Annotated in this window: 14 protein-coding genes; 9 read left to right on the top strand and 5 right to left on the bottom strand. The window is 46.7% G+C overall.

Annotated elements, in window-relative coordinates; all coding sequences use genetic code 11:
* Positions 1 to 76: 76 nt before the first annotated feature.
* The 6 genes from RID53_RS18645 (at position 77) to nblS (ending at position 7171) form a co-directional block, all read left to right on the top strand.
* Positions 77 to 277, top strand: coding sequence for a hypothetical protein (locus tag RID53_RS18645; protein ID WP_446389514.1), 201 nt, complete (start codon positions 77 to 79; stop codon positions 275 to 277).
* Positions 278 to 351: 74 nt separating this feature from the next.
* Positions 352 to 1779: an FAD-binding domain-containing protein gene (locus RID53_RS18640; protein ID WP_446389513.1), complete on the top strand. Its 1428-nt coding sequence runs from the start codon at positions 352 to 354 to the stop codon at positions 1777 to 1779.
* Between the two features lie 400 nt (positions 1780 to 2179).
* Positions 2180 to 3445 carry a phosphoribosylamine--glycine ligase gene (gene purD / locus RID53_RS18635; RefSeq protein ID WP_446389512.1) on the top strand — a complete coding sequence of 422 codons (1266 nt, stop codon included), beginning with the start codon at positions 2180 to 2182 and terminating at the stop codon, positions 3443 to 3445.
* Positions 3446 to 3559: 114 nt separating this feature from the next.
* On the top strand, positions 3560 to 3760 hold the full coding sequence (locus RID53_RS18630; RefSeq protein ID WP_446389511.1) for a hypothetical protein: 201 nt from the start codon (positions 3560 to 3562) through the stop codon (positions 3758 to 3760).
* 50 nt (positions 3761 to 3810) lie between these two features.
* Complete coding sequence (locus tag RID53_RS18625; RefSeq protein WP_446389510.1) at positions 3811 to 5094, top strand: RNA-guided endonuclease InsQ/TnpB family protein; 1284 nt, start codon at positions 3811 to 3813, stop codon at positions 5092 to 5094.
* Positions 5095 to 5164: 70 nt separating this feature from the next.
* Positions 5165 to 7171 carry a two-component system sensor histidine kinase NblS gene (gene nblS / locus RID53_RS18620; protein ID WP_446389509.1) on the top strand — a complete coding sequence of 669 codons (2007 nt, stop codon included), beginning with the start codon at positions 5165 to 5167 and terminating at the stop codon, positions 7169 to 7171.
* A 180-nt stretch (positions 7172 to 7351) separates the two neighbouring features.
* Here nblS and RID53_RS18615 read toward each other — a convergent pair whose 3' ends face one another.
* Both RID53_RS18615 and RID53_RS18610 read right to left on the bottom strand, forming a co-directional pair.
* Positions 7352 to 7723, bottom strand: coding sequence for a hypothetical protein (locus RID53_RS18615; RefSeq protein WP_446389508.1), 372 nt, complete (start codon positions 7721 to 7723; stop codon positions 7352 to 7354).
* A gap of 12 nt (positions 7724 to 7735) precedes the next feature.
* A complete protein-coding gene (locus RID53_RS18610; protein ID WP_446389507.1) occupies positions 7736 to 8050 on the bottom strand; it encodes a TIGR03792 family protein in 315 nt (104 codons plus the stop codon).
* 205 nt (positions 8051 to 8255) lie between these two features.
* Between RID53_RS18610 and RID53_RS18605 the strand changes: the two genes are divergently transcribed.
* Both RID53_RS18605 and RID53_RS18600 read left to right on the top strand, forming a co-directional pair.
* Positions 8256 to 8579: a phasin family protein gene (locus RID53_RS18605; RefSeq protein ID WP_044209078.1), complete on the top strand. Its 324-nt coding sequence runs from the start codon at positions 8256 to 8258 to the stop codon at positions 8577 to 8579.
* A 38-nt stretch (positions 8580 to 8617) separates the two neighbouring features.
* Positions 8618 to 9169 (top strand): FKBP-type peptidyl-prolyl cis-trans isomerase, encoded by a 552-nt coding sequence (locus RID53_RS18600; RefSeq protein WP_006103150.1) that lies wholly within the window; start codon positions 8618 to 8620, stop codon positions 9167 to 9169.
* A 126-nt stretch (positions 9170 to 9295) separates the two neighbouring features.
* On the opposite strand, the gene dnaB is transcribed toward RID53_RS18600, so the two are convergent.
* The 3 genes from dnaB to gloB all read right to left on the bottom strand — a co-directional run bounded on the left by dnaB (position 9296) and on the right by gloB (position 12229).
* Positions 9296 to 10642 carry a replicative DNA helicase gene (dnaB, locus tag RID53_RS18595; protein WP_446389506.1) on the bottom strand — a complete coding sequence of 449 codons (1347 nt, stop codon included), beginning with the start codon at positions 10640 to 10642 and terminating at the stop codon, positions 9296 to 9298.
* A gap of 227 nt (positions 10643 to 10869) precedes the next feature.
* A complete protein-coding gene (gene rplI / locus RID53_RS18590) occupies positions 10870 to 11328 on the bottom strand; it encodes a 50S ribosomal protein L9 (RefSeq protein WP_006103244.1) in 459 nt (152 codons plus the stop codon).
* Between the two features lie 127 nt (positions 11329 to 11455).
* A complete protein-coding gene (gene gloB, locus RID53_RS18585; RefSeq protein WP_446389539.1) occupies positions 11456 to 12229 on the bottom strand; it encodes a hydroxyacylglutathione hydrolase in 774 nt (257 codons plus the stop codon).
* A 235-nt stretch (positions 12230 to 12464) separates the two neighbouring features.
* On the opposite strand from gloB, the gene RID53_RS18580 reads away from it, so the two are divergent.
* Positions 12465 to 12671 (top strand): hypothetical protein, encoded by a 207-nt coding sequence (locus RID53_RS18580; RefSeq protein WP_446389505.1) that lies wholly within the window; start codon positions 12465 to 12467, stop codon positions 12669 to 12671.
* The last annotated feature ends 27 nt before the right edge of the window (positions 12672 to 12698 follow it).

Below are 12698 nucleotides of genomic sequence, written 5' to 3'. Positions count from 1 at the left end.
CCTATCCAACCTGTATCTTATGCTAACAGTTAGGTTACACAATAGGGTTGTGTGGCGAACATTGTAGAGACGTTACTTGCAACGTCTTTACAACCTGAACGGAAAAGATATTATCTTAATTTGGTGCTTGATGATTGGGTTCGTAGTAAGGGCTTTAGCCCTATTTGGTTGGGTTTCCTGGCGTCAACCCAACCTACAACTTACTTCTGCCCTCTGCTTTATTCCCATTATAAACTACCTGAAACTAAGAAATTATAGCAGTCGCCGGGGTCATTAGGACATCAAACGTTATAATTAACAGCGAAACCAGAAAGGCAAAACCCGCCCCTACCAATTCAAATTTCATCATTCATGACTGATCTGATTCTCTTCTGGCATCGCCGTGATTTACGAATTTCTGATAATATTGGTCTGGCTGCGGCTTGCCAAAAAACCCAGAAGGTGATAGGAGTTTTTTGTCTTGACCCAGATATCTTAGAACGGGATGATATCGCCCCAGCACGAGTCACGTACATGATTGGCTGCTTACAGGAGTTACAACAACGCTACGCTGAAGCTGGGAGTCAATTGTTAATCCTGCATCAAAACGCCAGTCAAGGAATTCCCGCCCTAGCTGACGCCCTCAACGCCAAAGCGGTAGTCTGGAATCGTGATGTGGAACCTTATGCCCAAACGCGCGATCGCACGGTACAAGATGCCCTAGAAGAAAAAGGAATTGCGGTTGAATCATTCTGGGATCAACTCTTACATGCCCCCGGAGAAATTCGCACCAATTCCGGCAATCCTTACAAAGTTTATACCCCATTCTGGAAAAACTGGAAAGACCAAGCCAAAGCCGCCCCCGCTGAATCCTTAAAAAATGGGGAAGGACTTACCGAAACAGAACAGGATGTGGTTAAGAAAGTTGGCGTAATGGAGTTACCTACCGCTAAAGAATTAGGGTTTACCTGGGACAATTCACTAATGCTAGAACCGGGAGAGAAAGCCGCCCAGGAGAGACTAGAGGAATTTTGCGATCGCGCCATTGACGACTACCAACACCAACGCAATCTCCCCGCCATTGATGGTACATCCCGACTCAGCGCCGCCCTCAAATTTGGGGCGATCGGAATTCGCACAGTTTGGCAAGCGACACAAACAGCGATAGAACGTAGCCGTAGCGATGAAACTCGTGATGGTATTCAAACCTGGCAACAGGAATTAGCTTGGCGAGAATTCTATCAACACGCCCTTTATTTCTTTCCTGAATTAGCCTCCGGACCCTATCGCGATACCTTTGAAAATTTCCCCTGGGACAATAATCAAACCCTGTTTCAAGCCTGGTGTGAAGGCAGAACGGGTTATCCGATTGTTGATGCTGCCATGCGCCAATTAAATCAAACCGGATGGATGCATAACCGTTGTCGAATGATTGTTGCCAGTTTTTTAACGAAAGACCTAATTATTAATTGGCAATGGGGCGAAACATATTTTATGCAAACGTTATATGATGGTGACTTAGCGGCTAATAATGGCGGCTGGCAATGGAGTGCATCCAGTGGGATGGACCCGAAACCCTTGCGAATTTTTAATCCCGCTAGTCAGGCACAAAAATATGACCCGGATGGGGAGTATATTCGCCAATGGTTACCGGAGTTGAGTTCACTGGATACTAAAGACTTGGTGACGGGAAAAATTCCGGCGGATGAACGGTCGAGTTGTGGCTATCCTGAACCTATTGTCGATCACAAAAAGCGACAGAAAGAATTTAAACAGCGCTATCAGCAGCAAAAAGGATAGTTATTCGTCATTTGTCATTCGTCATAAGCTGTTATGCATTTAAATTGGGTATTAGTAGCGAGCAAGATGCAAAGCCTGCGGCATGGCTTCGCTAAACGCACTACAAGGCTTTCACCCTTATTGACATTAAGGTTTAAATGCCGAACAGCTTACTCGCTCCCTTGAGAAGCAAGCTACGTCTTATGTCATTTGTCATGGGTTTGCTTCCTCATCTCCCCCAGCTCCCCCAGCTCCCCCATCTCCCTCATCTCCCCCACACCTTATCAGGGGACATCCCATGGCATAATAGAGGGCATTTGCTCAACACACACACTCATTGGGTACAACGGCATCCGTAGTACCACCTGCTTTATGGCAGTGTATACTTTATCGTTCATTTCTTCGGGAGCGCGAGGCTAACGTGAAGATTTTGGTGGTTGGCAATGGGGGACGCGAACACGCCCTCGCCTGTAAACTGTTGCAATCTCAACGCATTAAACAAGTAATCTGTGTTCCTGGCAATGGGGGTACAGCGACAAATCCACAGTGTCAGAATCTGTCTTTACGAGTGGATGACTTTGCCGGAATTGCTCGGTTTGCTTTGGTTCATAATATTTCGTTAGTGGTTGTGGGTCCGGAACTGCCGTTGGCATTGGGGATTACCGACTACCTGCGTCGTCAAAATTTGGTGGTTTTTGGTCCCACTCAAGCGGGTGCCCAAATTGAATCGAGTAAAGCTTGGGCAAAAACGTTGATGCAGTCGGCTGGCGTTCCCACTCCGGCGTTTGCTATGTTTGCCGATAAGGATGAAGCGATCGCATACCTGAAAGAGCAAGATGCCCCAATTGTCGTCAAGGCAGATGGTTTGGCAGCCGGAAAAGGGGTTACGGTAGCTCAAACCATTGAAGAAGCAATAGCGGCGGTTGAGTTCTTGTTTAAGAATAAGTTTAATGCCGTGGTCATCGAAGAATGCGTCACGGGTCAAGAAGTTTCTGTCTTGGCACTAACCGATGGCATCACGATTCGTCCCTTATTACCCGCTCAAGACCATAAACGGATTGGTGAAGGTGATACAGGACCAAATACAGGAGGAATGGGCGCGTTTGCTCCCTCTCCCCTGGTGAATCCTAGCTTGATGGCACGGATTGAGCAAGACATTCTCCAACCCACAGTTAAGGCGTTGCAGGAACGAGGAATTGACTATCGGGGGGTTCTCTACGCCGGATTAATGATTACGCCTCAAGGTGATCCCACGGTTCTGGAGTTTAATTGTCGCTTTGGTGACCCAGAAACTCAAGCGATTTTACCGTTGTTGGAAACGCCCCTGCACGAGTTACTCTTGGCGTGTACTGGGCGGAAACTGGCAGAATTGCCCTCAATTAGCTGGCATCCTGGGGCGGCGGCTTGTGTGGTGGCGGCGGCTCAAGGATATCCAGAGGCGTATCAGAAGGGTCATGTTATTAATGGGATTGAACAAGCCCAGGAACGGGGGGCTACGGTATTTTGTGCGGGAACTCAGTTTAAACAGGAACAGATGCTAACCGATGGTGGGCGCGTGTTAGCGGTGTCAGCAACTGGAGAAACCTTAGAGAGTGCGATCGCCGCCACTTATCGGGCGATAGACTGTATTGAGTTTGAGGGAATGTACTATCGTAAAGATATTGGTCATCGCTTCACTCAAACCTAATTTGTCTTATGTCTTATGTCTTATGTCATTCGTCATTTGTCCTTGGTTAGAACTTACGCATTGACAAAACCCAGTCCCGGTTAGGATAGAGAGAGTCGAGTCGTGCTTGCCGTTATGAGAGAAACGAAACCCCTAGACGAAATTATTCAACAACTGGATGCCCTTTCTCTAGACCAGTTATTAGAGGCTCGGACAAAAATCGATGGATTGATTGAATCAAAATACTTGCTTCCCAGTGAAGAGATTGGTGAAGAAATTATCATATTATATTCTCCTCGGGGCAGTTCTGTAAAAACCTATCAAAGAACCATTTAATCAACGTAGCTAATATGTGCTACGCTAATTTTAGCAGACTAAACAAAGCGATGATTACCTCCTATCAATACCGTCTTAAGCCTACATACGAACAGCGATGTCGTTTGACTCGTTGGCTCGATATGTTGCGCTACCAGTACAACTGGCTATTGGCGGAAAGATTCGACTGGTGGGAAATGAACCGTAGTCCAATCAACGCTTGCTTTCTAACTTGCAGTATTGCTCAACCAAAAGAACAGCCAGAATACTACGGGCAAAAACGTTCTTTGGTACAGCTAAAGCAGGAACGTCCTTGGTATAAAGACATCCATGCTCATGTACTTCAGGATGTAGTGAAGCGGGTCGATTTAGCCTTCAAACGATTTATAGGAGGCGATAGCAAGGGAAAGCGTAGTGGCAAGCCTCGATTTAAGGGGAAGAATCGTTATCGAACGATGGCTTTCCCTTCCATTAAGTCTGAGTGCATACAAGGGAATCGAATTGTTCTCCCAAAGATGGGAGCTATTAAGTTCATCCAACACCGACCAACACCGGATGGTTTTGTGGTTAAACGAGCGCTAATTACCAAAAAAGCTGATGGCTGGTATGTCACCTTAACTCTCTCAGACAAGTCTGTGCCTGATACTCCGACAAGAGACATTCAGCCAACAGAAGAGAATAGTATTGGTGTGGATGCAGGGCTGGAATATTTTGCTGCTTGTTCTGACGGGACTTTAGTTGAACCTCCAAAGTTTTATCGCCAAGCTGAAGACAAGCTCGCCCAACTTCAAGTCAAAAGGGAATTAAGAGCAAAAGGGACCAGAGCTAGGCGTAAACTGAATCAGCGTCTAGCTAGACTTCATCAACGTATTGCCAGACAGCGTAGGCAATGGCATTACGAGTTAGCCGGAGAACTACTAAACAAGGCTGATGTGGTTTTTGTCGAAGACCTCAAAATCTCCAATATGAATCGGCGCAATAAGCCCAAACAAGATGAACAAGGCAACTTCCTTCCCAATCGGCAATCTCAAAAGTCAGGCTTGAATAAAAGCTTTGCTGATGCGGGGATAGCGGAATTCCTCAACGATATCTTGTCTGACAAAGCTGAAAAAGCTGGTAAGCAGATTGTCAAGGTAAATCCTGCGGGTACATCTCAACATTGTGCAATTTGCTTAAACCGGGTTTCTAAATCTCTATCTGATCGGTGGCATGAATGCCCTCATTGCGGTGCTTCTATGCCACGAGATCTGTGTTCAGGTATTTTAATCAAAAAAGTGGGGTTGGGCATCGCCTCACTCAAAAACGCGAAGTCTCGGGAACGGGATGGAGAAGCCCGCGCTCTATCCGTAGGATGAGCGTCGGGAGTATGTCACAGAATTAAGATACATTAAGAGAACGTTTCCGTTTAATGCTGATCAACCCATTTTGCTGGCTTTGCTGAAAACCTTCCGAGAAATACTGGGACGATGGTGGTCGGAGTTTACTCTCCAGACCCGACTAATGGCGGCGGCGACCTTAGCCGTCTCCCTGATTATGAGTGGCTTGACCTTTTGGGCAGTCAACACGATTCAACAAGACGCCCGGGTGAACGACACTCGTTTTGGTCGGGATTTGGGTCTACTGTTGGCGGCGAATGTCGCCCCTCAGATTGCTGAAAACAATCTCACCGAAGTCGCTCGCTTTTCTCACCGTTTTTATAGCAGTACCTCTAGCGTGCGCTATATGATCTATGCGGATGAGGATGGCAGAATTTTCTTCGGCATCCCCTTTTCTGAATCGGAAGTCCACAATTCTCTCTCTATTCGACGCCGGATTCAGCTTCCCGAAGACTATGCCAAAAACTCCGACTTGCCCATGGTTCGGCAGCATGTCACCCCAGATGGGGAAGTGACGGATGTTTTTGTCCCCCTCACCCATGAAGGGAACTATCTCGGTGTTTTAGCCATTGGCATTAACCCCAATCCCACCGTTGTCGCCTCCTCGAATTTGACCCGGGATGTCACCATTGCTGTGTTTATCTCAATTTGGGTAATGGTGATTCTGGGCGCTGTATTTAATGCCTTGACAATTACCCAACCGATTAAAGAACTGCTCACGGGGGTTAAAAATATTGCCGCTGGGAACTTCAAGCAGCGCATTGACTTACCCCTAGGCGGAGAACTGGGAGAACTGATTTCCAGTTTCAACGATATGGCAGAACGCTTAGAGCGTTATGAGGAACAAAATATTGAGGAATTGACCGCAGAAAAAGCCAAACTGGAAACCTTGGTGTCTACGATCGCGGATGGTGCTGTATTAATCGATACCACATTGAACGTGATTTTGGTCAACCCGACGGCGCGGCGTATTTTTGGCTGGGATGGACATACCCTGGTTGGTGAAAACGTACTGCATCATCTCCCCTCAGTGGTTACCTCTGAACTAACCCGCCCCCTGTATCAAATTGCTAGCGGCGAAACGGCGGCGGAACGGGAAGGGGAGGAGTTCCGTATTACGCTGAGTGAACCCACACCCCGTACTGTGCGAATTCTATTGACGCGGGTGTTTGACCAATACCGCGAGAGTATCAAAGGCATTGCCATGACGGTGCAGGATATTACCCGTGAGGTGGAACTGAATGAGGCAAAGAGCCAATTTATCAGTAATGTGTCTCACGAACTGAGAACGCCGTTATTTAACATCAAATCATTCATCGAAACCCTACACGAATACGGCGAAGATTTAACTGAAGTCGAACGGCAAGAATTTCTAGAAACGGCGAATCGGGAAACGGATCGTTTAACTCGTTTGGTTAACGATGTTTTGGATTTGTCGAGACTGGAAACATCCTGTCGTATTTATCATTTTGAACCCGTAGATATTGCTGGACCCGTGGAGCAAACTCTCCGCACCTACCAGCTTAATGCCAAGGATAAAGGGATTGAACTGGTACAGGAAATAGCGCCTCACTTGCCTCCCGTGTTAGGGCATTATGACTTATTGCTGCAAGTCTTTGATAACTTAGTAGGTAACGCCCTGAAATTCACAGAATCCGGTGGACGAGTTGTGATTCGTGCCTATCCCCTAGAACCCAATCCCCATCATCCGGATGAAATTCCCCAGGTTCGAGTGGAAATCTCCGATACAGGAATTGGGATTGATTGGGAGGATCAAAACAACATTTTTGATCGATTTTTCCGCGTCGAGAATCGAGTTCATACCCTGGAAGGGACGGGTTTAGGGCTTTCCATTGTCCGCAATATTGTTGAGAAACATCACAGTCGGGTCTATTTAGTTAGTGAAGTGGGGATTGGTACAACCTTCTGGTTTAATTTGGATGTGTGTACCGAAAAAGATCAATCAATTGAGCAGTCTTCAGAAGACCACTTACTGACAACAGAAGACCACTTACTCTCAACCGAGACGGACGAGACAGCCGCGTCTTTGACGTAACGTTTCACCGATTATATGACAATTCGGATGGCACAAGAATCGGATAGCCCGGAACTAGGACAATTGTATCAAGAAGCGGTACTCGCGAGCGTTTTACTTGGATCACAAGCATTAAAGAACCTCAAAAAATCTAATTCCATTTTTGTTGAACGGCGATTAAATTAAATGCGTGACAGCTTATCAGGAGTTAGAGAGTAAGGTAAACCCAATACTAACCCCAACCAATCCCAGTAACCCAACTACGGCTGGGTGACGCTGACACCACAATTTTGCCGCTTGTAAGGGGCTACGACGCGGCATATAAATCGGTTCAGGTTCGAGCGGAGACTGGTCTTTATCCGTGTAAAGGGTACATTCCTTAGCATAAGGACGTTGAGGAAACGTACAAGTATCATCAGCATGATAGAGACAGGTTTGACACAAATACTCCTCTTCCACGGCTCGGTGTAACGTAATACCCGGATGACCGTAGGCTTTGAGAATCATGCCGCAATGAGGACAAGTAATTTCTTGATTACTGATAGATTGATGGCAACGGGGACAATTGGACATCAGGTCTAAACGTTAGCTGGGTGTTTGGGGAAATTTTCTCACTTGATATTCACTCGTCTGAATCATCTGAGAATCGTTGCCAAACTCTTGCTCGAACTGCTGTTGGGTTTTATCCAACTGCTCTTGGGGAATGGCTTTCCACTGTTCGCGGCTTGTCCAACGAATGATCAGGATGACTTCGGTGGGTGTTTCTGGCTCAATCCAGACTTCTTTGCTGATAAATCCGGGACAGCGAGCCAGCATTGGTGTCCAGATTTCGGCATCTTTCTGAATAAAGGTTTCTCGACGTTCGGGCGAGACTCTCATTTTAAGATACTCAATTACCATATAAAACGCTTGATCGGTTACTGGGCAAACGGTTGAATCATACCAAGTTCAAGTCACAGATAGACGTTTCTCTGCCCCTGCCTCTCTAGAAGGGCGGGTAAATACGGCAGCAGTTGTGGGCAAGATAGCACAAAATGGAACTGGGGGTTGGAATCAACCTCCCTTCCCCTATCCTGGGGTTAGCACCGAGTTACAGGAACAGCGTATGGATAATAGAGATTGGCTGAAGCAGTTATTGATGGTTGGTGTAGGCACAACGTCAATGGTTGCAGACAAACTACGAGAAGTTAGCGATGAATGGGTCAAAGATGGAAAAATTAATCCAGAGCAAGCCCAAGGATTCGTTGATGATATGGTGCAGCAGATCAAATCGGAACAAGGTAACTTTGAAGTCAACATGGAACGACAGCTACGGCATCTGTTGCAGGAGTTAGGTGTGCCTCGGCAAACAGAAGTGGATGAATTGCGGGGGCGCATTGATAGGTTGGAACGTCAAGTGCGGGATCTAGAAAATAAGCTGTGGCGTTAATCAAACATTAATCAAACATTGTAATAGGAGGATAGATTTTGAGAGATATTCTAATCAGCTTAGGTGTTATTGTTGCCTGTGGATTGTTGTTGGTCGTGACTCAACTCAGCCGTGGGAGTGCAACCGCCGACGAACTCAACCCAACCCAACCTCAACCCCTAACCCAAGTTACCCAGGCTAAACCAATCCCTGAAAATCAATCAATTGCTATGAGTACGGATTCAACTGAGGAACAGAACACCGAGCAGGAGGTTGTTACCACACCATCGGGTTTGAAATATATCGAACTCAAAGAAGGTGAAGGCGCACAACCCCAAAAAGGTCAAACCGTTGTGGTTCACTATACCGGAACCCTGGAGGATGGCACCAAGTTTGATAGTTCCCGCGATCGCAACCGTCCCTTTTCCTTTAAACTCGGTGTAGGACGGGTGATCAAAGGCTGGGATGAAGGCGTTGCCACGATGAAAGTGGGCGGACGGCGACGGCTGATCATTCCCCCGGAATTAGGATATGGTTCCCGTGGTGCAGGTGGCGTGATTCCACCCAACGCCACTCTAATTTTTGATGTGGAATTACTAAAAATTAGTTAAAAACTTGTCCAGCCTTTCCTAATCAGCTAGCTCTCTTCTAACTTGAGCGTTGGTCCTTGGGTTTCCACCCAAGGCGGCTGGCGAGACTCCCAAATGACGAATGACAAATGACGAATGACTAAATAATCACTGATTGGGATTGGCAAGATTGCGGAAGCGAGTATACTGAGGGTCGAAAATCAACTTCACGACCCCAATTGGACCGTTGCGATGTTTAGTAATAATCACTTCCGTGATCCCTTGATCAGGCGTATCCGGATGGTAATACTCATCCCGGTACAACATAATCACTAAGTCCGCATCTTGCTCAATCGAACCCGACTCTCGCAAATCGGACATCATCGGTCGCTTATTCGTCCGCGCCTCTACCCCTCGACTAAGCTGAGATAAGGCAATCACAGGAGTATTCAGTTCGCGGGCTAACCCTTTGAGAGAACGGGTAATTCGAGACAGTTCTTGGACTCGATTTTCACTACCACTCCCTTCCATTAACTGTAAGTAATCGATCAAAACCAATCCCAGCGTTCCCCCTTGTTCCGCCTGGAGACGCCGCAGATTTGATCGCATCTGCATAACGGTAGGATTAGGCGTATCCTCGATATAAATGGGTAATTCTGATAACGTTCCCAGAGCATGGGAGAGGGGTTCCCATTGATTTTGAGTAATTCGCCCCGTTCGCAAATAGTTGCTTTCAATGCCCGCCTCGCTGGATAAAAGCCGCTGGACTAATTGCGCCTTGGACATTTCTAAACTAAAAATTGCGACAGGAAATCGGTTAGCAATATTGCGAGCCATAGCCAACGCAAAGCTAGTTTTACCCATTGAGGGTCTTCCCGCCACAATAATTAAATCAGAACGCCCAAACCCACCCGTTATCGCATCCAAGTCATAGAAATTAGAGGGTATACCGGGTAAGGCAAGTCCTTCATGAAGCGTTTCGATTTCCTGAAAGGCTTGAATTAATGTCTCAGAGATTGGCACTAACCCTTGTTGTGGACGCACCTGGGTCAAATTGAAAATTTTCTGTTCCGCTTGCTCAAGCACAAAGTCCAATGCCATCGGTGTCTCGTAACCCAATTGAACAATCTCATTTCCCGATTGGATGAGTTGACGGCGCAGGTACTTATCCATCACCAACGCTGCGTAGCGGTCAATATTCACGGCTGACACCGTGCGTTCAATTAACTGCGCTATCTTGCTCTGACCCCCCACCTTGTCTAATAATTTATGGTCATACAACCAAGAGGTAACGCTCATGAAATCCGTTGGCTTACCTTCATGGTGCAGAATGAAGGCAGATCTATAGATTTCTTGGTGAGCGCTAACGTAGAAGGCTTCTGGAGATAATAAATCTACCACTCGACTCATTGCTTCAGGATCAAGCATGATCCCACCCAAAATAGACTCCTCCGCCTCGATGTTTTGAGGCGGTACAGAGCTAGGGATGATTGAAAGGTCAAAGTTTGAAGCCATCGCCAGAGATAGCGAGTACAACAAGGCAGAGGGTAGGGGAGCAGGGGAGCGGAGGAGCAGAGGGCGGTAAGGTTAATACTACTCGCAGGAAACTCTAATTTAATTTCCTCTGTCTTTGTTCCCCTAGACGGGCGGGTTTAGTCAAGACATTGCCAAAACGTTATCGGTAAAACCTGCCCCTACATCCGGAGTAGAGACGTAGCATGCTACGTCTCTACACTAGAATGCTACATCGGAGCAACGTGAATTTCTATAACCGCCGTAACTTCTGGATGCAGTTTGACTTGTGCCTTGTAGAAACCGAGCTTGCTGATATCGGGAAGCGTGATTCCCCGACGATCTACCTCTTGGTTTGTGGTTTCTTGAATGGCTTCTGCTACATCAGCTGCTGTAACCGTACCAAAGATTGCCTCTTGTTCACCCACTTGCTTACGGATGGTAAAGCGACCTATGGTTTCTAATGCTGTCTTACGGGCTTCAGCTTGCTGCTTTTCTTCGAGTAAACGTTGTCGCTCTTGTTCTTTGCGCCGCTCAACTTGCTTGAGAATACCAGCAGTGGCTAATGTTCCAATCCCATGGGGAATTAAATAATTACGAGCATAGCCAGGAGCGACATCTACCAGTTCGCCGGATTTGCCTAGTTTCCTAACGTCTTGATTTAAAACTAACTGTACACGTTTTGCCATTGTCTTTTTTGGGTACGGGCTATTTAACTTAGATACTGATGCTCACTCAGAATTTCAATCATACGAAAATTTGCTATCCGAGTGCAACTCCTGGTGTAGAGACGTAGCATGCTACGTCTCTACTGGGTTAAAACTGATCCTTCATTCCCCGCAATCGGGCAAAGGTTTGCACGGGTTCTGTACTCTTAACTGCTTCTTGGAGTGTCGGTTGTTCCCAGCGCAAAAAAGGATTCGTCAGTTTTTCGACGCCCAGTAAGGAGGGGACTGTTGCCTCTTTTCGACGACGAGCTGCTTCAACGTCAGTATAACGGCTTTGCAGGTCTGGGTTGTTGGGATCAACGGTTTGGGCAAATTTAAGATTCTTTAGGGTGTATTCATGGGCGCACCAGACATGGGTGTTGTCCGGTAACCTTCGCAGCTTACTCAAGGAATCAACCATTTGCTTGGGTGTCCCTTCAAAAAGCCTGCCACATCCTCCGGCAAATATGGTGTCACCACAGAATAATTCACCCACATCATCGCTGGTGACAGGGGGAAAATAGTAGGCAATATGTCCGCTCGTATGACCGGGAACAAAAAAGACTTCAGCCGTGCGATCGCTAAACTGAACCTTGTCTCCCTCTTGTAAAAATACCTGTTGTCCCGGAATTCTGCCCCGATCTTGGGTTCCCCCATAGACACAGACATCAGGGTATCGCTGAATTAATTCTTGATTTCCACCCACATGATCCCAATGATGATGAGTGTTAAAAATTGTTACTAACTCGGCATCTAGTTTTTCCAGATGCTGTAATACAGGTTGAGCCTCGGCTGGATCAACCACAGCAGCAATATTCTGTTTGGGTTCATGCAGCAAAAAGATATAGTTATCTGAAAGGGCTGGTAGTCGATGGACTTGCATATTGAATCGTTCTTCCTCAGAAAAGTCTGCTATCAATCATTTTCCCTATTCGACAGATAAACCACCTCAATGGCAAATCGTGTCAATAGGCATTAGATTAGAATGGAAATACTCAAGAGCCTTTAACCTTCATCCTATCTCTACTGCCACTCACTCAGCTTGAGATGACGAACCTCGGTTAACTAGGCTATCGTAGTCGAAAATCTAGGTCACCGCTAAAAAAGACTAACCGCCCATGGCAGGAACTGTTCAACGCCCCTCTAGTCCCGCGATCGCCCCAATTGTTGATCGGATTCTCGATACAGGTCAATTGAGCCGTTGGGAGTATCTTCAGTTGGTGACTACGATGCTTTCTGACTATAAAGTTACAGACGAGGAACGTAGTTATATTAATCGGGTTTTGGATGAACGGCAGGTTGGTCGTGTGCGGTTTTTGGAATAGCCATGCTCAAGATTTACTAATGCGTCA

It is taken from the genome of Coleofasciculus sp. B1-GNL1-01 (genome assembly GCF_040220235.1).
In the GTDB taxonomy this organism is placed as follows: domain Bacteria; phylum Cyanobacteriota; class Cyanobacteriia; order Cyanobacteriales; family Coleofasciculaceae; genus Coleofasciculus.
Note: the sequence above shows the minus strand (reverse complement) of the source record. Positions and strands in the feature narration are given on the sequence as shown.

Bases quoted from the DNA above. Each gene is read 5' to 3' on its own strand.
- RID53_RS18580 (WP_446389505.1), top strand. From the start codon at position 12,465: ATGGCAGGAACTGTTCAACGCCCCTCTAGTCCCGCGATCGCCCCAATT.
- rplI (WP_006103244.1), bottom strand. From the start codon at position 11,328: ATGGCAAAACGTGTACAGTTAGTTTTAAATCAAGACGTTAGGAAACTA.
- dnaB (WP_446389506.1), bottom strand. From the start codon at position 10,642: ATGGCTTCAAACTTTGACCTTTCAATCATCCCTAGCTCTGTACCGCCT.
- RID53_RS18640 (WP_446389513.1), top strand. From the start codon at position 352: ATGACTGATCTGATTCTCTTCTGGCATCGCCGTGATTTACGAATTTCT.
- RID53_RS18610 (WP_446389507.1), bottom strand. From the start codon at position 8,050: ATGGTAATTGAGTATCTTAAAATGAGAGTCTCGCCCGAACGTCGAGAA.
- gloB (WP_446389539.1), bottom strand. From the start codon at position 12,229: ATGCAAGTCCATCGACTACCAGCCCTTTCAGATAACTATATCTTTTTG.
- RID53_RS18630 (WP_446389511.1), top strand. From the start codon at position 3,560: ATGAGAGAAACGAAACCCCTAGACGAAATTATTCAACAACTGGATGCC.
- RID53_RS18605 (WP_044209078.1), top strand. From the start codon at position 8,256: ATGGATAATAGAGATTGGCTGAAGCAGTTATTGATGGTTGGTGTAGGC.
- RID53_RS18615 (WP_446389508.1), bottom strand. From the start codon at position 7,723: ATGTCCAATTGTCCCCGTTGCCATCAATCTATCAGTAATCAAGAAATT.
- RID53_RS18625 (WP_446389510.1), top strand. From the start codon at position 3,811: ATGATTACCTCCTATCAATACCGTCTTAAGCCTACATACGAACAGCGA.